This is a genomic window from Streptomyces catenulae (genome assembly GCF_000718015.1).
GTDB lineage: Bacteria > Actinomycetota > Actinomycetes > Streptomycetales > Streptomycetaceae > Streptomyces > Streptomyces catenulae.
On sequence record NZ_JODY01000003.1, the window covers coordinates 207,900 to 231,844 of the forward strand.

Below are 23,945 nucleotides of genomic sequence, written 5' to 3' on the forward strand. Positions count from 1 at the left end.
GGAAGTCCATGACAGCACCGGCAGCACCGGCATCCCCTGACAGCGCGACCGAGCGGTTCGTCATCGAGAACTGCGCCGTCGCGACCGTCGACGCCCACGACACCGTCCACCCCACCGGACACGTCGTGATCGCCGGCTCCACCATCGAGGCGGTGGGCGCGGGCCCGGCGCCCGAGGGCCTCGCGCACGTCACCCGCCGCATCGACGGCACCGGCCACCTGGTCACCCCCGGGCTGGTCAACACCCACCACCACTTCTACCAGTGGATCACCCGCGGTCTGGCCACCGACCACAACCTCTTCGACTGGCTGGTCGCGCTCTACCCGACCTGGGCCCGGATCGACGCGCCGATGCTGGCCGCCGCCACCCAGGGCTCCCTCGGCATGATGGTCCGCGGCGGCGTCACCACCGCCTGCGACCACCACTACGTCTTCCCCCACGACGCCGGGGACCTCGTCGCCGCGGAGCTGGAGGCCGCCGCCGCGATCGGCGCCCGGCTCACCCTCGCCCGCGGCTCGATGGACCGCAGCGAGAAGGACGGCGGACTGCCGCCGGACTTCGCCGTCGAGACCACCGAGGGCGCGCTGCTCGCCACCGAGGCGGCGATCGACACCCACCACGACGCCTCCTTCGACTCCCTGGTCCACCTCGCCGCCGCCCCCTGCTCCCCCTTCTCCGTCTCCACCGAACTCCTGCGGCAGAGCGCCGAGTTGGCGCGCCGTAAGGGCGTCCGGATGCACACCCACGGCTCGGAGACGGTGGAGGAGGAGAAGTTCTGCCACGAGCTGTTCGGCATGGGCCCGACGGCCTACCTCGAAACCACCGGCTGGCTCGGCGAGGACGTGTGGATGGCCCACTGCGTCCACATGAACGACGCCGACATCGACGCCTTCGCCCGCAGCGGCACCGGCGTCGCCCACTGCCCGTCGTCCAACGCCCGCCTCGCCGCCGGGATCGCCCGCGTCCCCGACATGCTCGCCGCCGGTGTCCCGGTCGGCCTCGGCGTGGACGGCACCGCCTCCAACGAGTCCGGCGAACTCCACACCGAACTGCGCAACGCCCTGCTCATCAACCGCCTCGGCGCCCACAAGGAGGCCGCGCTCACCGCCCGCAAGGCGCTGCGGCTCGGCACCCACGGCGGCGCCCGGGTCCTGGGCCGCGCCACCGAACTCGGCTCCCTGGAGCCCGGCAAACTCGCCGACCTGGTCCTCTGGAAGCTGGACGGACTCGCCCACTCCTCCATCGCCGACCCGGTCACCGCGCTGGTCTTCGGCGCGGCGGCACCGGTGACCCTCTCCCTCGTGGGCGGTCGCCCGGTCGTCGAGGACGGTCACCTCACCCGCGTCGACGAGGACACCGTCGCCCGCGCCGCCCGTGACGAGGCGCGGCGCCTGACCCGGATCGCCGCCGGGGACTGACCCGGCGCCGCTCCCGTGGCGCCGCCGGACACGACGGTGCCACCCCCGAACCCGACCGGGAGGGACGGCTCCCGGCCGGGCTCGCGGAACCCCAGCGGCTCCGCGAGCGCCCGACCCCGGGGACGCGGGGCGCACCCCGCGTCCCCGGGCCACCGCACCACCGTCCCGCCGCGGCGGCGCCCGCCACCAGCACCGCACCGCCGCGCCCGCACCCCGCCCACCGGCGTCCCGTGCCACCCCGCCCACCCGCGCGGTCGCTTCCGTACACCCCCCACCGCGCCGGCACCCCGCAGCGCGCGCACCACCCGCACCACTCCCTCCGTGACAGCAAAGCGCGGCTCCCCGCAGGAGCGCGCGGAAATCGACAGGAGGCCCGCAGTGGCCGCAACGCCGGGGTCGGACCGGAGCACACATCCGGTCGACGAACTCCTCCCGCCCCTCAAGATGTTCACCAGCGGACTGCAACATGTGGCCGCCATGTACGCGGGGGTGGTCGCCCCGCCGATGATCGTGGGGCCGGCCTGCGGGCTGAGCCCCACCGAGACGGCGTTCCTGGTGGGCGCCAGCCTCTTCACCGCGGGCATCGCCACCCTCCTGCAGACCCTCGGCTTCTGGAAGGTCGGCGCCCGGCTGCCCTTCGTCAACGGGGTGTCGTTCGCCGGGGTCACCCCGATGGTCGCCATCGGCAAGGCCCAGGGCCCGGGGCACGCGCTGCCGGTGATCTTCGGCGCGATCATCGTCGCCGGGGTGCTGGGCTTCCTGCTGGCCCCCTACTTCTCCAAGCTGGTCCGCTTCTTCCCGCCGGTGGTCACCGGCACCGTCATCACCCTCATCGGCGTCTCTCTGCTGCCGGTCGCCTTCAACTGGTCACAGGGCGGCGACGCGTCCGCCGCCGACCACGGATCGCCGACCAACGTCGCGATGGCGGCGGTGACGTTCGTGATCGTGCTGGTGCTGCGGCGGGTGCTGCGCGGCTTCCTGCGGCAGATCTCCATCCTGCTCGGACTGATCGCCGGGACCCTGCTGGCGATCCCCGTCGGGCTCACCGACTTCTCCGCGCTCACCGGCGCCGCCCCGGTCGGCTTCCCGACGCCGTTCCACTTCGGCGCCCCGCAGTTCAACGCCGCCGCCGTCGTGTCGATGTGCATCGTGATGCTGGTCTGTATGACCGAGTCGACCGCCGACATGCTCGCCCTCGGCCGGATCGTCGGCCGCCCCGCCGACGAGCGGACCATCGAGGGCGGACTGCGCGCCGACACCCTCGGCACCGCCCTCAGCCCGCTCTTCAACGGTTTCGCCACCAGCGCCTTCGCCCAGAACATCGGGCTGGTCGCGATGACGAAGGTCCGCAGCCGCTTCGTGGTGGCGACCAGCGGCGCGATCCTGCTGCTCCTCGGGCTCTGTCCGATGGCCGCCTCGGTGATCTCCCTGGTGCCGCTGCCGGTGCTGGGCGGCGCGGGCATCGTGCTGTTCGGCTCGGTCGCCGCCAGCGGCATCCAGACGCTCGCCTCGGCGGCGCTGGAGAAGGGGGAGAACGCGCTGATCGTCGCCGCCGCCGTGGGCATCGGTCTGATCCCCATCGCCGCGCCGGACTTCTACCACGCCTTCCCCAAGGACCTGCTGGTCGTCCTGGACTCCGGTATCAGCACCGGCGCCCTGGTCGCCATCGTCCTCAACCTCGCCTTCAACCACCTCGGCGGCCGGTCGGCGGCCACCGGGGACCCGGCGGACGAGGGCGGGGACGAGGACGCCGGAGCGCCGCCGCCGACTCCGGCGGACGCCGCTCCCGCACCCGTGGCGCCCGCCGCGCCGACCGTCCCGCCGCAGTCCGCCCGCCGCACCGCCGACGACACGGCCCGGCTCCCCGGTCACAGCCGCTGACCGCACCGGCGGCCCTCGGCGGAACACACCGGCGGCCCGCGACGGACCGGCCGTGACCGGATCCGCCGCGGGCCGCCACCCGCTTCCCCTCGGGGTTTCCCCCTCCCGCACCGGCTCAGCCGATGTGGAAGTCCTCGCCGTAGACCTTCCACTTCAACGGCGTGTGCAGATCGAGGTTGCCGTCCTTGAGGAAGACCCGCTGCGCGGTGTCGACGCGGCTGGTGTCGCTGTGCGCCTCCTCCTGCTGCATCGCCCAGACCCGGGCGTCCATGAACGCGTTGAGGTACTTCTTCTCGTCGCCGCCCTGCGACGGCGGCTTCGCCTTCTTCAGGGCCCGTTCGCGGATGCTGGAGAAGCTGGTGTCCTCGTCGCCGTCGCCGTGCATGACGATCGCGTCGTAGTACGCGAACTGCCCCAGCACACCGATCTTGTCGGCCTTGCCCTGCTTGACCGCCGGGTTGAAGTACACCCGGTCCCGCTCGTCGTTCTGCGCCTTCTGGAAGTCGGGGTCCTTCGCCGCCGTCTTCCAGTCCTTCACGTACGCGTTGCCGAGCCCCTCGTGGGAGTCGGACCCGTCGACCTTGCGCAGCGCCGGGAGGTACTTCGCGAGGATGTTGTCCGGCTTGCGCTTGGCGTACAGCTCGACGAGTTCGAGCATGTCGTGGGTGCCGGAGCAGAAGCCGATGATGCCGGCGGTGTAGCCCCGTCCGTCGCCGATGTCTTCGATGTACTTGTACTGGTCCTTCCAGTTCAGCGAGGAGTTCTCCGCGCTGGAGACCAGCTTCATCGCGATCTCCTTCTTCGCCGGGTCGTCGAGCCCCGACGCGGCGCGGGAGGAGTGCGGGGAGTGTGTGGCGGAATCCGACTTGCCGCCCGGGATGGCCGTTGCCGCGACTGCGGTCGCGGGAACGGCGAGCAGTGCCACGCCGAGGATGACGCGGGTGGATATTTTGGTCACACGTGACCCTATCGACCGAGAGCGCATACGATCCTCCGATTCCGGAGTGGGCTGTGGGGGGTTCCCCAATCGTTAGGAAGCTTTCCTACCAGACTTGAGGGGGCGCGTACAGGAGTCGCGCACAACCCCGAGCGCGCCGATTCCCTTACAGATCAAGGGAGTTGCGGGGGAGCGGTCCCGGTACGGGAGCGGCCGACCGCGCCGCGCGCACCCGTGACCGGCGCAGCTCTCCGCCCGGGACCCCGGGACGGCTGCGCGCCCGCGCCCGCCCCGCCAAGTGCCGCACGCCGCGATGCCGCACCACATACAGTTGACGCATGGCCGAGGAGACGCGGAACAGCGTGGGCGGTCAGGCCCATGTCAACAGCCTGGTCCAGGCCGGTTCGGTCCAGGAGCTGCACGTGCACCAGTCGCACGCGCCCCGGCCGCCCTGTCAGTTACCGCCGGAAGTGCCCCACTTCACCGACCGCGACGACGAACAGGCCCTCGTCCTGCGGACCGTACGCGACTGGGAACGCGAGCGCCCCGAGGTCCAGCGCCCGCTGATCGTCACGCTCCGCGGACTGCGCGGCGTCGGCAAGACCACCCTCGGCTTCCGGCTCGCCCGGACCCTGCGCGAGGGGTACCCGGACGGCGTCCTCTACGTCGACCTCGACGGCATGCGGCACGACGGCGGCGTCTCCCTCAGCGATGTGCTCGCCCGGCTGCTGCGCGATCTGGGCGTGACACCGGAGTGGGTGGAGCCGACGTTCGCCGGGCGCGCCGCGCAGTACTGGGACCGCACCCAACACCGTCGGCTGGTCGTCGTCATCGACAACGTCCGCTACGCCTCGGAGGCCGAACCGCTCCTCCCGGCGTCCGCGGGCAGCGTGGTCATCCTCGCCGGATCGCGGCGCCTGGACGACCTGGAGCACGCCGCCGCCGTGGAGCTCTCCCTCGAACCGCTGCGGGAGCCCGACGCCGTACGGCTGCTGCTGCGGATCGTCAACGACCCCGAACTGTCCGCCGCGCCGCGCACCGCCGCGGAGCTGGCCCGGCTCTGCGCCGGATCGCCCGCGGCGCTGCGGGTCGCCGGACGCTGGGTGCGCCGCCACCGGCACCGCGGCTGGCCGCGGCTGCTCGCCGGACTCACCACCGAACTGCGGGAGAAGGGCGTGCCGGACATCGAACCCGTATGGGACGCCGCCTACCGCGACCTCGGCCCGCGGGCCCGGCAGCTCTACCGGCTGCTCGCCGCGGAGGCGGGCGAGGTCCTCTCCGAGGCGGCCGTGGCGGCGCTGCTGGGCGCCGGTCGGGACGCCGCCGAGGACGCGCTGGCGGAACTGGCCGACACCGGACTGGTCGACGTGGTCTGCGACCCCGCCGAGGAGGGCGCGGCCGGACCGCCCGTCCGCCGCCCGCGGATGCACCCGCTGGTCCGCGCCCATGCGCTGCGCCGCGCCCGCGACGAGGGCGGCCCACAGGAGACCGCCGACGGGCTGCGCCGCGTCGTCGCCTGGTATCTGCGCCAGGCCCAGCGCGCCGACGCGGGCGCCGCCGGAATGCGCCTGACCCTCGCCCCGGCCGCCCCGCCGGTGCCCGGCGCGGACGATGTGGACCTCACCGCGCCGGAGCCGGAGCGGAAGGCCGTCGCCCACCGCTGGCTGACGGCCGAGCGGCGCGCCTTGCACACCTGCGTCCGCATCGCCCACGACGCGGGCTGGTACGACCTGGCCTGGGCGCTGTGCGAACCGCTCTGGACACATCTGCTCGACCATCCGCACAGCGCCGAGTCCGCCGTGACCTTCGCCCTCGGACGGGACGCCGCACAGCGCGCCGAGCACCTGCGGGCCACGATCCGGATGCGCTGCCAACTGGCCCGCCCGCTGTGGGAACAGCGCCGGTTCGCCGACGCCGGGCGGGAGCTGACCGCGGCGGTGCACGGCGCCGAACTGCTGGGGCGGGAGCCGGAGGACCGCAAGCTCTACGCCTCCGCGCTGGAGTTCCGCGGCCGCCTCGGGGCGGAGAGCGGTCGCTGGGCCGACGCCGTCCCCGACTATCTGCGCTCCCGCACCATCCACCGCGAGATCGGCAACGCCTACGGCGCCATGCTGCTCACCTACCAGCTGGGCCTGGCCCGCGAAGCCCTCGGCGAACTCGATCTGGCCGAGGCGGAGTTGACCGCGGCGTACGCGGCCGCGCAGGAGCTGGGTCGCGACCGGATGACCGCCCGTACGGTCTTCGCCCTGGGCCGGGTGGAGCAGCGTCAGGGCCGTGCCGACGCCGCGCGGGACCGCTTCGGGGCCGCGCTCGCCGCCGCCCGGCGGCGCGGCTCGACCTTCGAGGAGGCGCGGGTCCTCGACGCCCTCGCCGCACTGGAGGAGGAGGCCGGACGCACGGAGGCGGCGGCCGGGCACCGGGAGCGGGCCGCGGCGATCCGCACACGGGAAGGCGGGGCGGCCCCGGCGTCGTAACGTGACGTCAGAGGCGTACGGCTCCGCTTTCGGGGGCGGTCTCCGGATGGGCGTCAACGGTGCGCCAAGGGCGGGCCGGTGCGCGTTCGGAGGCCGTCAAGGGGCGCGGCGGCGCGCGGGCGCGGTGGTGGACTGCGGGAGACCGAGGGCCGGTGCCGTGATCCGACGGCGACGGCCGCCGCCCGCCACGAAGGACGCGTATGCCGCCGGAGCACGAGAACGCGCCGCACCCCACGGTTCCGGGCCCCGTCGGCGGCTACCGCAACGCCCCGGTCGCGGCCCCGGCCCCGGATCTGACGCCGCCAGTGCCACCTGACCCGCCGGACGGCGCGGGTCTGCTGGCCGTCGACTTCACCGCACTGCTCGCCGCGGTCAAGGCCGCCGAATCCGCCGCCGGGGAGGCGCAGCGGGCCGCGGCCCTGGCGGACGACGCCACCGCCCGGTCCGGGCCCGCCCCCTGGGGCGACGACCCGGGGCTGGGCGAGGCGTTCGGCGACGCCTTCGCCGGACCCCGCGCCGACCTCGTCCGGACGGCCCACCAACTCCACCTCGTGCTGGTCCGGTTGGCGGACGACCTGGCGGCGACCCGCGGCACGTTCGCCCGCGCCGAGGACACCGCGCTGGAGAGCGTCACGGCCTGGCGGGCGCACCTCGACGACGCGGGCGGCGCGGCCTCGTGATCGACGCCCACCACGTACCGCCGGAGCTGCAGAACCTCCTTCTGGTGGTCGTCGGCAACAAATGGCCCACCGGCGACGAGACCGCGCTCCGTGCGGAGGCCGCCGACTGGCGTCAGGTGGCCGAGGTGCTCCGGGTGTGCGCCCAGGACGTGACCGCGGCACGGCGCGCCGTGGACGCCGGGCTGGCGGGCGCGGCCCGCGCGGGCATCGACGCGTTCCTCGCCACGCTGGTCGGACGGCCGGGCGCGGAGGACGATGCGGTGCTGCCGAAGGCGGTCCGCTGCTGCGAGGGCGCGGCCGAGGCGCTGGACGCGCTGGCGAACGAGATCGAGACGCTGCGCATCGAGATCCTCGGCGCGCTGATCGTCCTCGCGATCCAGCTGATGGTGGACGCGGCGGCGTACCTCTTCGGCGGCGCCGAGGCGGCCGCCGTCGAGATCGCCGCCGCCCGGGTGCTCTGCCTGGCCTTCCTGCGCCGGGCGGCCGTACGGGTGCTGACCCGGGTCGCCGAATCGGTGCTGGCGCAGGAGGGGTTCGCGCTGCTGGCCCAGGTTGTCGAGGTGGCGCAGGGGCACCGCGGCACACTGGACGGGCGGCAGCTCACGGCCGCCGCGGTCAACGGCGCGATCGGCGGCGCGGTGGGTTTCGGCGCGGGCCTGGCCGGGGGCGCCCTCGGCCACGGGCTGGGCAAGGGCCTGGCCGCGGCCGGGGCGGGGTCCGCGGTGCGCGGCGCCGCCGATGTGGCCTGGCAGGGCGGGTTCGGCGCGGTGGCCGGGATGGCGGAGGGCGCCGCGCAGGACGCCGCGTCCGGCCTCTCCGGCGACTGGGTCTCCGGCGCGGCCAACGGCGCCTTCAACGGTGCCTGGGGCGCCCGGCACACCGCGATGAACCCGAAGAACCTCGGCTCCCTCTCACCCGCCGACCACCTGGAGGGCGCGGTGGACGGACTGCTACGGGCGCCGCGGTCGGCGGGGGCGGCGGAAGCGGGCGGGGCGGCGTCGGCCGACGGGACGGCGGAGGTGACGTACGGGCCGAGCTTCGCTCCGACGCCCGAGCCGAGCCCCGTTCGGAGCCCCGCTCCAACGCCCGTTCGGAGCCCCGCCCCGACGCCCGTGCCGACGTCCTCGTCCGGGACGTCGTCCCCTTCCCGCTCCAGCTCCGATTCCGGCTCCGATACGGATTCCGGCATCGGCTCCGATCCCGTTTCCGACGTCGGCTCCGACTCAGGTTCCGATTCCGGTTCCGGCGTGACGCCTCCGCCCGGGGCCTCGCCGTCCACCCCGCCGTCGACCTCCGGGCCTTGGCTAGGCACCCAACCCGAGCCGTACGCTGACGAGTTCACCGGTCCGGGCCAGCTCCAGGGCGGGCCCACCGGGCGGGAAGGGCACGAGGTCTGGCAGGACGGTGCCGGGTGGCGGGCCGACGGGCCCGGAGCGCCCCGTGGGGAAGGCGCCGGACCGTTCGCCTCGTTCGGGCCGGAGCCGAACCCCTGGGCCGGGCTGTCCTCGGGCGGGCAGGGCGGCGGCAGCGCTTCCGGCGCTTCGGGCTGAGTCGGCCGGTGGTGCGTGGAGCTGCCGCGATCCGATATGATCATGATGCAACTTCGCCTCCGGGAACGGCGGGTGGAGCGTGCGTCTGTGGTCCAAGGAAAGACGCCCACCAACCGGTGGGAAATGTAGGTGCAAGGCCTGCCGGGCGCTCTGGAACAGGGTCCCTTCCTCATCCGAGGAGGGGACCTTTTCCGTTGACCGGCGCCGGACGACCCGTCAGGACGGCTCAGCCGAAGGGCATCCGCGGGTGCGCCGCCCGACGAGCGTCCGCCGGGAACCGGTGTCCACACCGGCGCCTCGGGCCCGGCCGTCCGGAGCGCGGCGGGCTCAGGTCCGCCATGCGCTCACGGTAGGACCAGCCACTGACAACGCCCCGTCCCCGCGCCCGGACCGGTGCGTTCCGGGCCCGGGCTCCCGCGGCGAACAGGCCCGGGGCGCCCGGCTCACAGCTCCCGGCGGGCCTGTTCCTCCGTCGCCTCCGCCACCTGGACCCGGTACGTCCGCTCCCCGACGGTGCAGGTCAGCGTCGTGGGCGCGGCGGCGTCCGGGGTGGCGGTGAGCCAGGCGTGCAGCGCGGACAGCACCGCCGCCTGGTCCGGGCGGACGATCCGGCCCGCCTCCTCGTACGGCTCGGTCCGCGCCGCCAGCAGGGGGCCGCCGCGGCGGCGCAGCACCGACAGGGACGGGGCGAGGACGGCGGCCACGGTGCGCCGTCCCGGGTACGCGGCGAACGCCTCGTCGATCCAACCGGCCGCGGTCCAGGCGGCGTCGTCCGGACCGCCCCGGGCGCGGCGGAACAACAGCGCCGCGCCCTGGGCCAGATGCGCCCCGGCGGCGTCCTCCTCCACGGCGAGATGACCGGCCGGGGCGTCGGGACCGTCGTCACCGGGGTGGTCCTCGGGATCGTCGGCCGCGGGGTGGCGGACCACGGAGACCGCCGTGCCGTGCACCCGGGTGCGGACCGCGCACGCCGTCGGGAGCGGTGCGGCGGCGCGCGGTACGGGCAGCAGCCGGGGCGCGAGGGGCGTGCCGGGCGGTGTCAGGTCCAGGCAGGCGTAGAGCCGGGCGCGCAGCCGGGGCAGGGCGTTGCCCTGTTCGGCGAAGGCCGCGGCGGCGGCTTCGGTGACCCGCTCGGCGCGGTGCCCGCGGATGGCGTCGGCGATGTCGTGGGGCTTGTCGAAGACGGGCACCGCCGCCAGGAGCCGGTCCATCGGGGTGCCGGGGATCAGCTCCGCGCCGCCGTCGCACACCGACAGCAGCGGGCGGCCCAGCGCCGCCGCGTACAGCGCCGTCGAGCCGTGGTCGCACAGCACGGCGTCGGCCGCCACCAGGACCGATGCCCACTCCTCGTACGGCGAGGCCATCGTCAGACCGGCGGCGAGGGCGGGTGCGAGCCGTTCGGTGAGTTCGTGGTGGCCCGCGTCGCTGTGGGCGTTGGGGTGGATCAGCAGCGCCAACCGGTACTCGTCCAGCGGCAGTTCCCGGGCGAGGCGGGCGGGCAGCCCCGGATGCCGGGCGAGCAGCGAGCGCGGGCCCCAGGTCGAGGTGAGGGCGATCAGTCGGCGGCCACCGGTGCCGAGCGCGGCGCGGTAGCGGTCGCGCAGGCCCCGGGAGGCGAGCAGTCGGTCCAGGGTGGGATCGCCGACGACCGTGGCGCGGGCGGCGGCCGCCGGGCTCCGGGCGGCGAGCCGGTCGATCTGCCCCGGGTGGGCGAGGGCGTGCAGTGCGGCCAGCGGGGTGCCGCCGCGCACCAGATAGGCGGCGTCGAGCCCGGACGCCGCACGGGGCGAACCGTCGGACGGCAGCGACTTGTTGAACCCGGCGCCGTGCGGCAGCAGCGCGAGCGGCCCGCGCAGCCGGTGCAGATCGCCCTTGGGGCTGGCCGCGAGCGTCAGGTCGTAGGGGGTGCCGAGGGCCTCGCTCCAGGGGACGGTGCGGGCCCCGGCGGCCTCCAGCGCCGCGAGCGCGTCGGTGGAGAAGTCCGAGCCGGGGACGAGGGAGAAGACCCGGGTGATGCGGTGGTCACCGGCGAAGACCGGGAGGGTGTCGAGGAGACGGTGCAGCGCCACCGCGGAACGCGCCGCGAAGAGCACGGTCCGCGCGGTGTCCGCCGTCCGCCGTCCCCCGGCTAAGGCGTGGCCCGCCGGCCGGGGTGCGTCGCCGCCGCCGTGGCGGACGGGCTCGGGCGGAGGCGACGGCATGCGGAAGAGCGTACTCGGCGCCCGCCGCGACCGCCGCCGCCCCGCCGCCCGGTGCGGGCCGACGGGGGCGGCGGCGGAGGGCGTGCCCCGGTGGCGACGCCCTCCGCCGGTTCGCGTGCCGGGCTCAGCCCTCCAGCACCGCGTACGCCGGAAGGGTCAGGAAGTCGGCGTAGTCGGCGTCGAGGGCGACCTGGAGGAGCAGGTCGTGCGCCTGCTGCCAGCGGCCCGTGGTGAACGCCTCCTCGCCGACCTCGGCCCGGATGTCGGCCAGCGCGGTGGCGGCGACGGAGCGCACCAGCTCGGCGGTGACCTTCTCGCCCGCGTGGCCGTCCTCCTCGAAGACGACGCCCGCGTCGACCCACTGCCAGATCTGCGAACGGGAGATCTCGGCGGTGGCCGCGTCCTCCATCAGGCCGAAGATCGCGACGGCGCCCAGGCCCCGCAGCCATGCCTCGATGTAGCGGGTGCCGACCTGCACGGCGTCGACCAGACCCTGGTAGGTCGGCTTCGCCTCCAGGGAGTCGACGGCGATCAGGTCCGCCGCCTTGACGTCGACGTCCTCGCGCAGCCGCTCCTTCTGGTTCGGCCTGTCGCCGAGGACCGCGTCGAACGAGGCGCGGGCGATCGGCACCAGGTCGGGGTGGGCGACCCAGGAACCGTCGAAGCCGTCCCCGGCCTCGCGGTCCTTGTCGTTCGCCACCTTCGCCAGCGCCTTCTCGTTGGCCTCCGGGTCGCGGCGGTTGGGGATGAACGCGGCCATCCCGCCGATGGCGTGCGCACCGCGCTTGTGGCAGGTGCGGACGAGGAGTTCGGTGTACGCGCGCATGAACGGCGCGGTCATCGTCACCGCGTTGCGGTCCGGCAGCACGAACTTGGCGCCGCCGTCGCGGAAGTTCTTGACGATGGAGAAGAGGTAGTCCCAGCGCCCGGCGTTCAGCCCGGAGGCGTGGTCGCGCAGCTCGTAGAGGATCTCGTCCATCTCGTACGCGGCGGTGATGGTCTCGATGAGGACCGTGGCGCGGATGGTGCCCTGGGGGATGCCGAGGTGGTCCTGGGCGAAGACGAAGACGTCGTTCCAGAGGCGGGCCTCCAGGTACGACTCGGTCTTGGGCAGGTAGAAGTACGGGCCCTTGCCGAGGTCCAGGAGCCGCTGGGCGTTGCGGAAGAAGTACAGGCCGAAGTCGACCAGTGCACCGGGGACGGGCTTGCCGTCGACCGTCAGATGCCGCTCGTCGAGGTGCCAGCCGCGCGGCCGCATGACGACGGTCGCCAGCTCCGCGGCGTCCTTGAGGGCGTACGACTTGCCCGAGCGCGGGTCGGTGAAGTCGATGCGGCGCTCATAGGCGTCGGTGAGGTTGAGCTGGCCGCCGATGACGTTCTCCCAGGTGGGAGCGGAGGCGTCCTCGAAGTCGGCGAGCCAGACCTTGGCGCCGGAGTTCAGCGCGTTGATGGTCATCTTGCGGTCGGTGGGACCGGTGATCTCCACCCGGCGGTCGTTGAGCGCGGCGGGCGGCTCGGCGACCCGCCAGCTGTCGTCCGCGCGGATGTGCGCGGTCTCTGGCAGGAAGTCGAGGGTGCTGGTCCGGGCGATCTCGGCGCGGCGCTCGGCGCGCCGGGCGAGCAGTTCGTCGCGGCGCGGGGTGAACCGGTGGTGCAGCTCGGCCAGGAAGGCGAGCGCGGCGTCGGTGAGGACCTCGTCCTGGCGCGCGGGGGCGTGCGCGGGGTCGACGTCGGCGAGGGCCAGCGGGGACGGCGCTGGTGCGGACATGAGCTGTCACTCCATTCAGCGGCGGTGCCGAGCGGCCGCCGGGAGGCCGTGCGGCACGGGGTGCCGCGGGGCCGGACGTACGGTCGCGGGCGCCGTTCGGGTTCAGGGCGCTTCTGACCAGTGGAGACTAGTTTCCTTATCGCGGAAGTTCAATCGTTTGTTGATGTCGAGATTCTCCGGGTCGACAGAAGTGGCCCCGTGGTGACTCCGAGTGCCATGCCGTGAGCGGGGCGACGGGGCGTACGGGAGGCGGGGGAACGGCTTGTTTCAGGGAGGGTTCCTGAAGATTCCGGGGCGGCAGCGGGTTCGCTTTCCGGAAGGGTCCCTGAAGGTTTCCCGGGCGGCGCCCTCCCCTCGGGCGTGGCCGAGATCACCCCGCGCCCGCCCCAACTCGCCGCCCGCCGGTAGCCGTTCACCGGAGCAGGTGCAGATCCTCCGGGGTGTCGATGTCGTCCGCCGCCGCGATGTTCGCGCACTCGACGAGGGTGAGTTCGGCGCCGTGGTCGCGCAGGTAGGCGCGGGCACCGCGGTCGCCTTCGGCGGTCGCGGCGATCTCCGCCCACCGGTCCGCGCCGAAGAGCACCGGATGCCCGCGCCGCCCCTCGTACGCGGCTGCCGCCAGCGCATTGGGACCGGTGTACGCCGCGGCCACCCGCGCCACCGCCTCCGGGCCGATGCCCGGCTGGTCGACCAGCATGACGAGCGCCGCCCCGCACCCCGAACCGGCGAGCGCGGTCAGGCCCGTCCGCAGGGAGGAGCCCATCCCGGACGCCCAGTCGGGGTTGGTGTGCACGGTGTGGCCGGAGAGGTCGGCGCGGGCCCGCACCTCGGCCGCCGCGGCGCCCAGGACGAGGTGGACGGGGCCGCAGCCGCCCTCCCGCAGCACCCGCGCCGCATGCTCCACCAGCGGCCGACCGCGGAACTCCAGCAGCGCCTTCGGCCGCCCGCCCAGCCGCCGCCCGCCCCCGGCGGCGAGCAGCAGCCCCGCCACCTCTCCCGGGCGGGGCGGGCGCCCCGGGGTCGGCGCCGGGGTGGACGGATGCGGTGTCGATGTCATGGGGGAGTGCATACCCCATGGGGTCGTCCTGCGGCTGCGCGCCCCGGGGACCGGGGGTTCGGGGTCGCGCTCCGGAGACCGGGCCGCGCCCCGCGCCCCCATGGGGCCGGGCGCCGCCCGCCGGTGCCGCACCGACTCGCGACGCCCGGGCCCTCCCGCGCCCCGGGCCCTCCCGCGCCCCGGGCCCTCCCGCCCCCGGCCCCTCCCGGGTTCGGCCGGTTCGTCGACGTCAGCTCGCGTCGCCCGCCGTACGCGGACGGGGGATCCACGGGCGCAGGGTGCCGCGGATACCGTGCGTACGCTGCTCCGCGAGGCGGCGCTCGGTGACGTACCGGTGCATGTGCTCGACGGTGATCTCCGAGGCGTCCGCGAGTCCGTAGGCGCGGCAGATCAGTTGGACCACGCTGGTGTGGTGCCGGTCGGGGGCCGCGTCGTGGCCGTGCTCCGGCTCGGGGTCGCTGTACGGGTCGCGTTGAGAGTCCATCGCGTTCTCCGATTCTGGGATATACCGGATATGCCCGGAAGGATGCTGCTCCGTCCCGGCACTCCGTACGCCTGTCCCGGTGGACGCTCACGCGGAAGGCGGGGCGGGGGAGCAGATGTGCGGGGGAATGGCCCGGTCACCGCGGGGAAGCCTGGAGGGTTCTCCGGGGCGCACTGCGCAGGCCGCGCGCCGTGCGCGACGGCGCGTGGCGCACGGCGCCCCCGCGCTCCGCCGAACGGGCCCGGGGCCCGCGGTCGCGCTCCCGCCCGCCCGGGGTGACGGACCCGCACGGATCGCGTCCCGCGTATGGCGTATCCGGTGCGTGGTGGCGTTAACTGTCCGGCATTGTCGAACGCTCAACTTCCTTGGAGGGCGCCGTCGTCGTGGAGCAGAGGCAAAGGGGGCGCGGAGGTCCCGGCGTGGCCGGGGTCGATCCGCGGAGGTACGAACTGCGCACCGCGGTGGCCCGGCTCCGCCGCGAACTGGCCCTGTTGTCCTACGAGTTACCGGACCGAGCGGTGGCCGACGATGAACTGGCCGCCCTGGACGCGATGGTCCGCGAAGGGCTGCCGGAGGTGCCCCGGCTGCGCCGCTCGCTGCTGCTGATCGCCGGTGCCGTCGGATCCGTCAGCGCACTGTCGCCCGCGCTGGCCGACGTCCGCGCGGGCGTCGAACGGTTCGGCGGTCCACCCGGGCGCCGCTGAGCACCCGTCCGGGGCGCGCGCCCCGGCAGCCGACCGGCCCCGGGGCACGCACCCCGGGGCCGGTCGGATTCTGCCGTCACGGGGCGAACCGGCCCCGTGGCACATACGGAGACGCTCAGGCCGGAGTCTGGTTGGCCAGGGCCACCGACAGCTGGGCGGCGACCTCCTGGAGGACCGGTACGACCTTCTCCGTCGACGCCTCGGTGACCCGGCCGGTCGGCCCGGAGATGGAGATCGCCGCGGAGGTCGGGGAGTCGGGGACCGGGACCGCGAAGCAGCGGACGCCGATCTCCTGCTCGTTGTCGTCGACCGCGTAGCCCAGCCGCCGGACGTCGGCGAGCGCGTCGAGGAAGGCGTCCGGGTCGGTGATCGTCTTCTCCGTCGCCGCGGGCATGCCGGTCCGCCCGAGCAGCGCCCGGACCTCCTCCGGCGGGTGCCCGGCGAGCAGTGCCTTGCCGACGCCGGTGGAGTGCGGCAGGACCCGGCGGCCGACCTCGGTGAACATCCGCACGGCGTGCCGGGAGGGGACCTGGGCGACGTAGACGATCTCGTCGCCGTCGAGCAGCGCCATGTTGGCGGTCTCGCCGGTCTCCTCGACCAGCCGGGCCAGGAACGGCCGCGCCCAGGTGCCGAGCAGCCGCGAGGCGCTCTCGCCGAGGCGGATCAGACGGGGGCCCAGCGCATAGCGGCGGTTGGGCTGCTGGCGGACGTAACCGCAGGCCACCAGGGTGCGCATCAGGCGGTGGATGGTGGGCAGCGGGAGGCCGCTGCTGGCGGACAGCTCGCTGAGGCCGACCTCGCCCCCGGCGTCGGCCATCCGCTCCAGCAGATCGAAGGCGCGCTCGAGGGACTGGACGCCGCCGCTCGCGCCCGCGGGCTTGGCATCGGCGGCGGAGGTGCTGGCGCTGGACGGCGGCACGTCGCTTTCCTTTCGGGGCGGAGGGGTCGGTCTCGGCTGGTACGGGCGCCGGGCCCGACCGGTGCAGCCTACCGGTCCCGATTCCCGGACACACGGCGTATCGCACAGTCGTTCGCGCCGGTCAGCGCCTCGGTCACGGAACTCCGGCCGGGTCGGTGATCTCGCTCTCCAAGATCCCTTGACCTGACCGGTGGCCCTGGCTACGTTCTGCTTCTCGAAACTTATTATCCATTTCGCGGAATCTTCTAGTCGTGTGCAGAGGATTTCCGCTCTCCCGCCGCGGGCGTCGGCCGCCTGGCCCCCGGGGCGGTGTCCGCGGGGCCCGGAGGGGTCCCGGCGGGTCCCGGAAGGGTCTTGACGGGTCCCGGCCCTGCGGTGAAACTCCTTCAACAGTCTGTTGAAGACCTGGTGAGCGCCACGGCGCGGCCCGGCCGACCGGCCCCGCGGCCGGTCGCCGACGACATGGAGCACGAGAACGAGGAGGGGACCGGGTGTCCGAAGTAGAGCTGGTGCTGCGCAGCAGGCGGGTCATCACCCCGGAGGGGACGCGCGCCGCGTCCGTCGCCGTCAGCGGCGGGACGATCACGGCGGTCCTGCCGCACGACGCCGCGGTGCCGGACGGCGCCCGGGTCGAGGACTTCGGTGACGACGTCCTGCTGCCCGGCCTGGTGGACACCCACGTACACGTCAACGACCCCGGGCGCACCGAGTGGGAGGGCTTCTGGACCGCCACCCGCGCGGCCGCCGCGGGCGGCATCACCACGCTCGTGGACATGCCCCTCAACAGCCTCCCGCCGACCACCACCACCGCCCACCTCGACACCAAGCGCGAGGTCGCCGCCGCCAAGGCCCATATCGACGTGGGCTTCTGGGGCGGCGCGATCCCCGGCAACGTCAAGGACCTGCGCCCGCTCCACGACGCCGGAGTCTTCGGCTTCAAGTGTTTCCTGTCGCCCTCCGGCGTGGACGAGTTCCCCGAGCTGGACCAGGAACAGCTGGCCCTCGCGCTGGAGGAGATCGCCGGATTCGGCGGTCTGCTGATCGTGCACGCCGAGGACCCGCACCACCTGGACGCGGCGCCCGTGCCCCGCGGCCCCCGGTACGCCGACTTCCTCGCCTCGCGCCCGCGCGTCTGCGAGGACGACGCCATCGCCGGGCTGATCGCGCTGGCCCGGCGGCTGGACGCCCGGGTGCATGTGCTGCACCTCTCGTCCGCCGACGCGCTGCCGCTGATCGCCGCCGCCAGGGCCGAGGGCGTCCGGATCACCGTCGAGTCCTGCCCGCACTTCCTGACCCTGACCGCCGAGGAGATCCCCGACGGCGCCACGGAGTTCAAGTGCTGCCCGCCGATCCGCGAGGGCGCCAACCAGGACGCGCTGTGGCAGGGCCTGGCGGACGGCACCATCGACTGCATCGTCTCCGACCACTCGCCGTCCACCGCCGACCTCAAGACCGCCGACTTCGGCGCCGCGTGGGGCGGCATCTCCTCCCTCCAGCTCGGGCTGCCCGCCATCTGGACGGCGGCCCGCGCCCGCGGCCACTCCCTGGAGGACGTGGTCCGGTGGATGGCCACCGCCCCCGCCGCACTGGTCGGCCTCGGGCGGAAGGGCGCCATCGAGGCGGGCCGGGACGCCGACTTCGCGGTGCTCGCGCCCGACGAGACGTTCACCGTCGACCCGGCCGCCCTCCAGCACCGCAACAAGATCACCGCGTACGCCGGGAAGACCCTGCACGGCGTGGTGCGCTCCACCTGGCTGCGTGGCCGCAAGATCAACGACGGCGCCACCCTCGCCGCGCCCACCGGCACGCTCCTCACCCGTCCCGAGCACGGCTGACCCACCGCCCGGCTGCCCGCACCGGCGGCCGGGCACCGCTCAACCCTCCAGCGCGTCCCAGAACATCAGCTCGTACGCCTGGAGGAGCCGCCCGTGCCGGTGCGCCTCCAGCGGCCGGGCCTGGCCGGTCTCCAGCCCGTGCGCGACGGCCGCCAGGGCCCGCCGGTCCAGCTCCGGCGACGGCGCGGCGAAGAGGTCGAAGAACCCGCACGCCGCGTCCGGCAGACCGTAGTGCTCCCGCGCCGCCCGGCCCACCCGCGCGCAGTACGCGCCCCATGCGGCGAAGTTCGCGGTCAGCGCGATCACCACGTCGACCGGCGCCACCCCGAGCGCCAGCCGCGCCACGTACGAGGGGTACGCCTGGCAGCCGGGGCGCGGCTCGTGGCCGTCGACGGTGGACGGGGCGATCCCCAGCGCCCCGGTCAGCTCCGCCAGCCGCTCCAGGGCGACCGTCTCGCCGTCCGCGAGCAGTTCGAAGAAGGCGGCGACCGGCGGATCGGCGTCGGTCCGGTGCGTCAGATGGCGGAAGCTGAGCCGGTCCGAGGCGATCACCCGGTGCTGCTCCAGGGCGAGCGCCGTGAACACCGTGCGCGGCGCCTGCCCGGCCGCGATCCGCTCGACCGTCCGGTTCACACCGGAGTCCGGGGCGAGGGCGCGTACGGCGGCGTCGAGCACGGCGTCCGGGGACGGCCGGGGCGCGGTGTCGGCGGGTCGGACCATGGCGGGATCTCCTCCGGTACGGGCGGCCGCCCACGGCGCCGCACCGTGTGCGGCACCCGGCCCGGCGGCCGAGGGGTGTGCCCCCAGCGTGCGGGCCCGGCACCGGGCGGCCCGCCGACGCGCCGGAAGGGCCCCGGGAGCACCGCCCGCACGGCGCTCCCGGGGCCCGGTGGCGTCAGCGCGTCTTGGCGGCGAAGACCAGCACGCTCATGAACGCCAGCAGCACATGGGTGGCCACGACGTAGATGAACACCCGTACATAGAGCCCGCGCGGTGGCTTGTTCTCGACGTACTTCCGTTCGCTCGCGGGCGGCGGCGCGACGGCGTCGGAGCCGCCGGTGGTCCCGGGGACGGCAGGGGTGGAGTGGTCGGGCACGGCGTTCGTCCTTCCCTCACGAAGCGGTGCGGTGCGCGGCGGCTCCGCGGCACCGAAGGCGGTGGGCGGTCTCACAGGCCGCGGCGCGGGGTGTCGTCCCCCAGGCACAGCTCGGCGGCGCCGCTCTGCAGCAGGGTGTGGACGAAGAGCATCTCGGCGCCCGCCCGGGTGGTCGCGGCGATGCGGTGCGGGGTCAGCGAGTCGAAGTGGGCCGCGTCACCCGGACCGAGCAGGTGCACCGCCTCGCCGAGCGTCAGCCGCAGCTGCCCGGTGAGGACGTACAGCCACTCCTCGCCGGGGTGCACCCGCACCAGATCGCCCTGCGCCCGCTGCGGTACGTGCACCCGGAGCGCCTGCATGGCCCGCCCGGCGCCGCCGACCGTCCAGTACGTCCAGCCCCCGGCCTCCGACGGTTCGGTCCGGCCGGCCCGCATGATCGGGTCCCGCTCCGGAGCGGTCTCGCCCAGCAGGTCGGATACCGTGGTGCCGTACATGCGTGCCAGCGCGAGCAGCATCGGCAGCGAGGGCTGACGGCGATTGGTCTCCAGCCGGGACAGATGCGCGGGCGACAGTCCGACCCGGCGGGCGGCCGTCTCCAGCGTCAGCCCGCTGCGGCGCCGCAGATCGCGCAGCCGGGGCGCGACGGTGGGCAGCTCCGCCGCCTCTGCGGGGGCGTCCTGCGGGGTCTCGGTCATGTACCCGGTATAGCCAGTTTTGACCTCAGAGGCAAAAATTTTACCTGAGAGGCAAAGCCTCGTCGGTACTCCCCTCGCCCCCTCCTCGCGGCCGTCCCGGCGTTCTGTACGGGTTCCCGGCCGCCTTCCGGGACGGTCCCGTACGGGGCACCTCCGCCGCGGGACCGGATTCGTACGGAGTGACGGCCCGGCAGCCGGACGGGTGAGGTGCGACGGGGAGTCGTGCGAGGTGGGGGCGCCCGGGGCGATGGGGGTGCAGGGGGATCGAGCGGTCGGTGCGGAGTCCCCAACAGCCCTCCGGTATACGGGAGTCGGGCGGAATTGACGGCTCCTCGGGGGCGCAGGGAACCGCAAGGGGGCGTGGGCGTGGCCGTGTTGCGCCGATCGGGGGATCCTTGTGAACGGCCGGGAAACTTCCGCTCCTTGGCATTGACAGGGCCATGTCTACGCGCGTCATGCTTGGGCCCATGAGAATCCCCCCACGGATCACCCGGATCGGCGCCGCGGGCGCCCTCGCCTCGGCCCTTCTCCTCGGCGGCACCGCCGTCGCGGCCACCCCGAGCACCGCCACGGCGCACCCGGCGGTCTCCGCGCAGCACGTACGGGTGGCGAGCGTCGGCAAGATCTGCCAGTCCAAGCTGCCGTCCCAGGCCCACGACACCCTTGACCTGATCGCCAAGGGCGGCCCCTACCCGTACCCGAAGGACGGCACGGTCTTCTCGAACCGCGAGGGGATCCTGCCGAAGCAGAGCTCCGGCTACTACCACGAGTTCACCGTCGTCACCCCGGGCTCCCCGGACCGCGGCGCGCGCCGCATCGTGACCGGTGAGAAGAAGCAGGAGGACTACTACACCTCCGACCACTACGCGACCTTCAACCTCGTCGACTTCGGCTGCTGAGCCGACGCCCGGTACCCACCGGGCACCGACGGCGGTCGGGATGCTGCGGGCATCCCGGCCGCCGTTCGCGTTTTCCGAGTCCCGCGGCCGGTCCGGGGCGGCCCCGTTTCCCCTGCCGTCCCGCCGCTCTCTGTCCCCGTCCTGTAACCGTTCGGGGCGGCTGCGCGCGGGGTGACGGCCGACGCCCGAGGTCAGGGCGGTCGCGGTGAGTTGCCGCGCGGGTAACCCTGAAAGATCCCTGGGATGTCGTCGCTTCAGGGACGTACGGTGGCCCCCCGCGGGAGAATTGTCAGTGGCTGCCGGTAGCGTTCCGGTCGAATCAAGAAATGACCGGGCATCGACGGTAATACTCCGACTCGCGGGTCGCCCGCGCGCGGAGGCCGCCGCACCGGCCGCGGCCGGGCGGGCACGGTCGTTCACGGACAAGGAAGGGCGGCGAACTGCCGTGTATCGCTGGGAGATCACCCGGGCCGCGCTGGCGCAGCGGGTCTTCGCCATCGTGCGCAGCACGACGTACGACGAGGCGAGCGCCACCGCCGACACCCTGCTGTCGGCGGGCGTCACCACCTTGGAGATATCCCTGACCACACCGTTCGCACTGGAGGCCGTCACCACCCTCACCCGTGAGCTGGGCGAGGACGCGGTCATCGGCGCCGGGACGGTCCTTGACGCGGTGTCGGCCCGGATGGCGGTCGACGCCGGGGCCCGCTTCCTGTCCTCGCCGAGCCTGGACGAGGAGGTGATCCGTACGGGCCACCGCTACGGCATCCCCGTCTTCCCCGGCGTCGCCACCCCGACCGAGATGGTCCGCGCGCTGGAGCTGGGCGCCGATGCGCTCAAGGTGTTCCCCGCGGCGGAGCGCCGACCGTCCTGGCTCGGCGAGATCCGCGCCGCCCTGCCGCAGGCGCCGCTGCTCCCGGCGGGCGGGGTGAGCGTGGAGAGCGCCCCCGAGTGGATCGCGGCGGGCGCGGCGGCCGTCGGCCTGGGCTCCGCCCTCTCCGACGGCGACCGCGACACCGTCACCAAGCGCGCCTCCGCCCTGCTCTCCCGCCTCGCGGAAGCCGCCTCGGACTCCCCGGTCCCGGAGAGCGCGATGGAGTTCTACGAGTACTGAGTAGTACGGGGAGGATGCGCCGCGCGTACGGGGTTGGAGGTAGGCCGGATGCTCGTCGTCCCGGGGCCCTGATCGGCCCGGGACGGCGGGCGCCGGGGCGCCGCCGGGGCCCGGGTGGGGAGGTCGCTCGCGGTGGGCTCGTTCTCGTCGAGGCGGAGTATCCGGGAGTCGTCCGCCGATACCCGCAGGGCGGGGGCGAGGTCCTCCGCCGTCAGCTCCGTCGGGACTGTCTCCCTGTCGCGGAGCACCGCGGGGCGGGTGATGTCGCAGTGCCGGTCCTTGAGCGTTCCCCGGCCGTCGCGTAGCTCCTTGACGGTGTACCAGCGGTCGCGCCGGTAGTGCTTGGTGAACAGGTCGCCGGGCTCGAAGTGGAGGAAGCCGAAGTCGCGGTCCCTGGGCGCCGCCCACGAGGCCAGGACCGGGAGGTGGGAGCCTTCGTCGGTCGGCACGGTGGCCGGGTAGCGCGGATCTTGGTCCGTCCGGCGCTGGTCAGCATCACGTCCAGTTGCTGCGGCATCGCGCGCCCGCTCCGTTCTCCCGTGAAGCGGTCGTCCTCGTGGAGTGATCATCGGTAAGTGCGGGGCGGTGTGGCGGACTTGGGGGAGCGGCGGGGGTGGGGGCGCCGTCGGGGCTCGTGGCCCGTCCCATCCACCGATCACCCTCTTCACCCTCCGCGTCCCCTCTGCCACGCTGTCCGCGCCGCCCCCTGGCCTGATTCCGTCCCCGTACAGGAGCCCGCCGTATGAAGCGTTCCGTCGTTCTTCCCGCTCTGGCCGTGCTGCTCGCCGTCACCGCCGCAGCGCCGTCCGCGGCCACGCCCGCACCGGCGCCCGGCGCGGCGCCGACCGCCGCGGAGCCGCACCGTCCGCGGCCGGACGCCTCGCTGCTGGACACCGTGGCGCGCCGCGGGGAGCTGCGGGTCTGTACGACCGGGGACTACCGGCCCTACACCTACCGGGACCCGAAGACCGGTGCGTACCGCGGTGTCGACATCGACATGGCGAAGGACCTGGCGACGAGCCTGGACGCGAAGCCCCGGTATGTGGCGAGCACCTGGGCGTCGCTGGTCGGGGACCTCGCCGCGGGGCGGTGCGACATCGCCATGGGCGGCGTCTCGATCACCTTGCCGCGGGCCCGCGAGGTCGCGTTCACCGAGCCGACCCGGGAGGACGGCAAGACGCCGATCGTGCGCTGTGCGGACAAGGAGAAGTACGGGACGCTGGAGCAGATCGACCGGCCGGGGACGCGGGTGGTCGTCAATCCGGGCGGGACCAACGAGGAGTTCGCGCGGGCGCGGCTGAAACAGGCGAAGATCACCGTGCACCCGGACAACACCACGATCTTCGACGAGATCATCGCCGGGCGGGCCGATGTGATGATGACCGACGCGGGGGAGACCCGCTACCAGGCGAAGATCCACCCGGAGCTGTGCGCGCTCCACCCCGACGAGCCGTTCACCTTCTCCGAGAAGGCGTACGCCGTGCCGCGCGGCGACGCCGACTTCACCGCCTACGTCGACCAGTGGGTGCACCTGGCGACGCACGACGGCACGTACCGGAAGTACGAGGACGCCTGGATGAAGTGACCCGGGATGGCGGGGCGGCCCGGGCGCGGACGTACCGCCCGGGGCGCCCGGCACCCGTCAGACCAGCCACTTCCCGGCGCGCATCAGGGTCCGGCCGGACATCTCGGGGACCGTGCCCCACGCCTGGATCACCTCCGGGGTGACCTGGAAGAAGACGTACGAGGGATGGTCCGCGCGGGGGTCCCAGCCGTCCTTGGCGGCGAAGGCGTCGCCGACCCCGTCCGGCAGCTCCTCGCGGGGCAGCATGCGGGCGGTGCCGTGGACCAGGACCACGTCCCGGGGGTGGCCGAAGGCGAGCCGGGCCCGTCCCGAGGCGCACAGGTTGCGGCCCGTCGGATTGGTGTCGCGGGTGGCCAGCCAGACCGTCTCGCCGTCCCACCAGAAGGCGAGCGGGACCAGACACGGTTCGCCGGTGGCGTCGGCGGTGGCGATCCATACGTCGTTGTCCCGTGCCAGCCGTGCCAGCGCCTCACGCTTGCGCCGCTCCGGGCTGCGGGGGCCGTCGGGGGAAGATCCGGTATCCGTCATGGCAGAGGAGGCTAGGGTGCGGGCGCCCGGCCCACAACGGCGCGGGAGCGACCGGGCGGGGCGGCCCCGCCCGGACCCGCCCGGCGGCATCCGTTTCTTCCGGTCCGCCCCGCGGTCCCG

At 74.3% G+C, this 23,945-nt stretch carries 21 protein-coding genes; 10 read left to right on the forward strand and 11 right to left on the reverse strand.

Annotated elements, in window-relative coordinates:
• Positions 1 to 8 precede the first annotated feature (8 nt).
• Together IF23_RS0105050 and IF23_RS0105055 are read left to right on the forward strand one after the other, a co-directional pair.
• Positions 9 to 1,418: an 8-oxoguanine deaminase gene (locus IF23_RS0105050; protein ID WP_051739240.1), complete on the forward strand. Its 1,410-nt coding sequence runs from the start codon at positions 9 to 11 to the stop codon at positions 1,416 to 1,418.
• 378 nt (positions 1,419 to 1,796) lie between these two features.
• Positions 1,797 to 3,299, forward strand: a complete 1,503-nt coding sequence (locus IF23_RS0105055) for a nucleobase:cation symporter-2 family protein (RefSeq protein WP_245654893.1) — start codon at positions 1,797 to 1,799, stop codon at positions 3,297 to 3,299.
• A 115-nt stretch (positions 3,300 to 3,414) separates the two neighbouring features.
• Here IF23_RS0105055 and IF23_RS0105060 read toward each other — a convergent pair whose 3' ends face one another.
• The gene (locus IF23_RS0105060; RefSeq protein WP_030280247.1) at positions 3,415 to 4,284 is read right to left on the reverse strand and encodes a chitosanase; all 870 of its coding nucleotides are present in this window, start codon (positions 4,282 to 4,284) and stop codon (positions 3,415 to 3,417) included.
• Between the two features lie 290 nt (positions 4,285 to 4,574).
• Here IF23_RS0105060 and IF23_RS0105065 point away from each other — a divergent pair, with 290 nt between their 5' ends.
• From IF23_RS0105065 to IF23_RS0105075, 3 genes are all read left to right on the forward strand, one after another.
• Entirely contained in the window at positions 4,575 to 6,710 is a 2,136-nt protein-coding gene (locus tag IF23_RS0105065) for a tetratricopeptide repeat protein (RefSeq protein WP_078653789.1), read from the forward strand.
• Positions 6,711 to 6,910: 200 nt separating this feature from the next.
• The gene (locus IF23_RS0105070) at positions 6,911 to 7,390 is read left to right on the forward strand and encodes a hypothetical protein (protein ID WP_030280250.1); all 480 of its coding nucleotides are present in this window, start codon (positions 6,911 to 6,913) and stop codon (positions 7,388 to 7,390) included.
• Positions 7,387 to 8,940 (forward strand): WXG100-like domain-containing protein, encoded by a 1,554-nt coding sequence (locus IF23_RS0105075; RefSeq protein WP_030280252.1) that lies wholly within the window; start codon positions 7,387 to 7,389, stop codon positions 8,938 to 8,940. Before IF23_RS0105070 ends, IF23_RS0105075 begins: the two co-directional genes overlap by 4 nt.
• A gap of 443 nt (positions 8,941 to 9,383) precedes the next feature.
• On the opposite strand, the gene IF23_RS0105080 is transcribed toward IF23_RS0105075, so the two are convergent.
• The 4 genes from IF23_RS0105080 to IF23_RS0105095 all read right to left on the reverse strand — a co-directional run bounded on the left by IF23_RS0105080 (position 9,384) and on the right by IF23_RS0105095 (position 14,450).
• Positions 9,384 to 11,141, reverse strand: coding sequence for a translation initiation factor 2 (locus IF23_RS0105080; RefSeq protein WP_245654894.1), 1,758 nt, complete (start codon positions 11,139 to 11,141; stop codon positions 9,384 to 9,386).
• Between the two features lie 124 nt (positions 11,142 to 11,265).
• A complete protein-coding gene (gene aceB, locus IF23_RS0105085) occupies positions 11,266 to 12,909 on the reverse strand; it encodes a malate synthase A (protein ID WP_030280255.1) in 1,644 nt (547 codons plus the stop codon).
• A 412-nt stretch (positions 12,910 to 13,321) separates the two neighbouring features.
• On the reverse strand, positions 13,322 to 13,900 hold the full coding sequence (locus tag IF23_RS0105090; protein WP_030280257.1) for a nucleotidyltransferase family protein: 579 nt from the start codon (positions 13,898 to 13,900) through the stop codon (positions 13,322 to 13,324).
• A 295-nt stretch (positions 13,901 to 14,195) separates the two neighbouring features.
• On the reverse strand, positions 14,196 to 14,450 hold the full coding sequence (locus IF23_RS0105095; RefSeq protein WP_030280259.1) for a hypothetical protein: 255 nt from the start codon (positions 14,448 to 14,450) through the stop codon (positions 14,196 to 14,198).
• A 419-nt stretch (positions 14,451 to 14,869) separates the two neighbouring features.
• On the opposite strand from IF23_RS0105095, the gene IF23_RS0105100 reads away from it, so the two are divergent.
• Positions 14,870 to 15,154 (forward strand): DUF5955 family protein, encoded by a 285-nt coding sequence (locus IF23_RS0105100; RefSeq protein WP_030280261.1) that lies wholly within the window; start codon positions 14,870 to 14,872, stop codon positions 15,152 to 15,154.
• Between the two features lie 115 nt (positions 15,155 to 15,269).
• On the opposite strand, the gene IF23_RS0105105 is transcribed toward IF23_RS0105100, so the two are convergent.
• Positions 15,270 to 16,073, reverse strand: coding sequence for an IclR family transcriptional regulator (locus IF23_RS0105105; RefSeq protein ID WP_030280263.1), 804 nt, complete (start codon positions 16,071 to 16,073; stop codon positions 15,270 to 15,272).
• A 491-nt stretch (positions 16,074 to 16,564) separates the two neighbouring features.
• Between IF23_RS0105105 and allB the strand changes: the two genes are divergently transcribed.
• Positions 16,565 to 17,908 (forward strand): allantoinase AllB, encoded by a 1,344-nt coding sequence (gene allB, locus IF23_RS0105110; protein ID WP_030280265.1) that lies wholly within the window; start codon positions 16,565 to 16,567, stop codon positions 17,906 to 17,908.
• A gap of 39 nt (positions 17,909 to 17,947) precedes the next feature.
• On the opposite strand, the gene IF23_RS0105115 is transcribed toward allB, so the two are convergent.
• The 3 genes from IF23_RS0105115 to IF23_RS0105125 form a co-directional block, all read right to left on the reverse strand.
• Positions 17,948 to 18,628: a thiaminase II/PqqC family protein gene (locus IF23_RS0105115; RefSeq protein WP_030280267.1), complete on the reverse strand. Its 681-nt coding sequence runs from the start codon at positions 18,626 to 18,628 to the stop codon at positions 17,948 to 17,950.
• 175 nt (positions 18,629 to 18,803) lie between these two features.
• Positions 18,804 to 19,004, reverse strand: coding sequence for a DUF6126 family protein (locus tag IF23_RS0105120; protein WP_030280269.1), 201 nt, complete (start codon positions 19,002 to 19,004; stop codon positions 18,804 to 18,806).
• Positions 19,005 to 19,075: 71 nt separating this feature from the next.
• Positions 19,076 to 19,699 carry a helix-turn-helix domain-containing protein gene (locus tag IF23_RS0105125; protein WP_030280271.1) on the reverse strand — a complete coding sequence of 208 codons (624 nt, stop codon included), beginning with the start codon at positions 19,697 to 19,699 and terminating at the stop codon, positions 19,076 to 19,078.
• 467 nt (positions 19,700 to 20,166) lie between these two features.
• On the opposite strand from IF23_RS0105125, the gene IF23_RS0105130 reads away from it, so the two are divergent.
• Together IF23_RS0105130 and IF23_RS0105135 are read left to right on the forward strand one after the other, a co-directional pair.
• Positions 20,167 to 20,598, forward strand: coding sequence for a ribonuclease (locus tag IF23_RS0105130; RefSeq protein WP_030280273.1), 432 nt, complete (start codon positions 20,167 to 20,169; stop codon positions 20,596 to 20,598).
• A gap of 445 nt (positions 20,599 to 21,043) precedes the next feature.
• Entirely contained in the window at positions 21,044 to 21,712 is a 669-nt protein-coding gene (locus IF23_RS0105135) for a bifunctional 4-hydroxy-2-oxoglutarate aldolase/2-dehydro-3-deoxy-phosphogluconate aldolase (RefSeq protein ID WP_030280275.1), read from the forward strand.
• On the opposite strand, the gene IF23_RS30945 is transcribed toward IF23_RS0105135, so the two are convergent.
• Entirely contained in the window at positions 21,700 to 22,161 is a 462-nt protein-coding gene (locus IF23_RS30945) for a ribonuclease FAU-1 family protein (protein ID WP_245654895.1), read from the reverse strand. The two genes, IF23_RS0105135 and IF23_RS30945, sit on opposite strands and share 13 nt — an antisense overlap.
• Before the next feature lie 293 nt (positions 22,162 to 22,454).
• On the opposite strand from IF23_RS30945, the gene IF23_RS0105145 reads away from it, so the two are divergent.
• Positions 22,455 to 23,297: a transporter substrate-binding domain-containing protein gene (locus IF23_RS0105145; RefSeq protein ID WP_030280277.1), complete on the forward strand. Its 843-nt coding sequence runs from the start codon at positions 22,455 to 22,457 to the stop codon at positions 23,295 to 23,297.
• A gap of 57 nt (positions 23,298 to 23,354) precedes the next feature.
• Here the strand turns inward: IF23_RS0105145 and IF23_RS0105150 are convergent, their stop codons facing one another.
• Entirely contained in the window at positions 23,355 to 23,825 is a 471-nt protein-coding gene (locus IF23_RS0105150; protein ID WP_030280279.1) for a pyridoxamine 5'-phosphate oxidase family protein, read from the reverse strand.
• Positions 23,826 to 23,945: the final 120 nt, after the last annotated feature.

Excerpts from the sequence above, each read along its gene's own strand:
- IF23_RS0105050 (WP_051739240.1), top strand. The coding sequence starts at position 9 with ATGACAGCACCGGCAGCACCGGCATCCCCTGACAGCGCGACCGAGCGG.
- IF23_RS0105060 (WP_030280247.1), bottom strand. The coding sequence starts at position 4,284 with ATGCGCTCTCGGTCGATAGGGTCACGTGTGACCAAAATATCCACCCGC.
- IF23_RS0105065 (WP_078653789.1), top strand. The coding sequence starts at position 4,575 with ATGGCCGAGGAGACGCGGAACAGCGTGGGCGGTCAGGCCCATGTCAAC.
- IF23_RS0105070 (WP_030280250.1), top strand. The coding sequence starts at position 6,911 with ATGCCGCCGGAGCACGAGAACGCGCCGCACCCCACGGTTCCGGGCCCC.
- IF23_RS0105080 (WP_245654894.1), bottom strand. The coding sequence starts at position 11,141 with ATGCCGTCGCCTCCGCCCGAGCCCGTCCGCCACGGCGGCGGCGACGCA.
- aceB (WP_030280255.1), bottom strand. The coding sequence starts at position 12,909 with ATGTCCGCACCAGCGCCGTCCCCGCTGGCCCTCGCCGACGTCGACCCC.
- IF23_RS0105095 (WP_030280259.1), bottom strand. The coding sequence starts at position 14,450 with ATGGACTCTCAACGCGACCCGTACAGCGACCCCGAGCCGGAGCACGGC.
- IF23_RS0105115 (WP_030280267.1), bottom strand. The coding sequence starts at position 18,628 with ATGGTCCGACCCGCCGACACCGCGCCCCGGCCGTCCCCGGACGCCGTG.
- IF23_RS0105125 (WP_030280271.1), bottom strand. The coding sequence starts at position 19,699 with ATGACCGAGACCCCGCAGGACGCCCCCGCAGAGGCGGCGGAGCTGCCC.
- IF23_RS0105130 (WP_030280273.1), top strand. The coding sequence starts at position 20,167 with ATGAGAATCCCCCCACGGATCACCCGGATCGGCGCCGCGGGCGCCCTC.
- IF23_RS0105145 (WP_030280277.1), top strand. The coding sequence starts at position 22,455 with ATGAAGCGTTCCGTCGTTCTTCCCGCTCTGGCCGTGCTGCTCGCCGTC.
- IF23_RS0105150 (WP_030280279.1), bottom strand. The coding sequence starts at position 23,825 with ATGACGGATACCGGATCTTCCCCCGACGGCCCCCGCAGCCCGGAGCGG.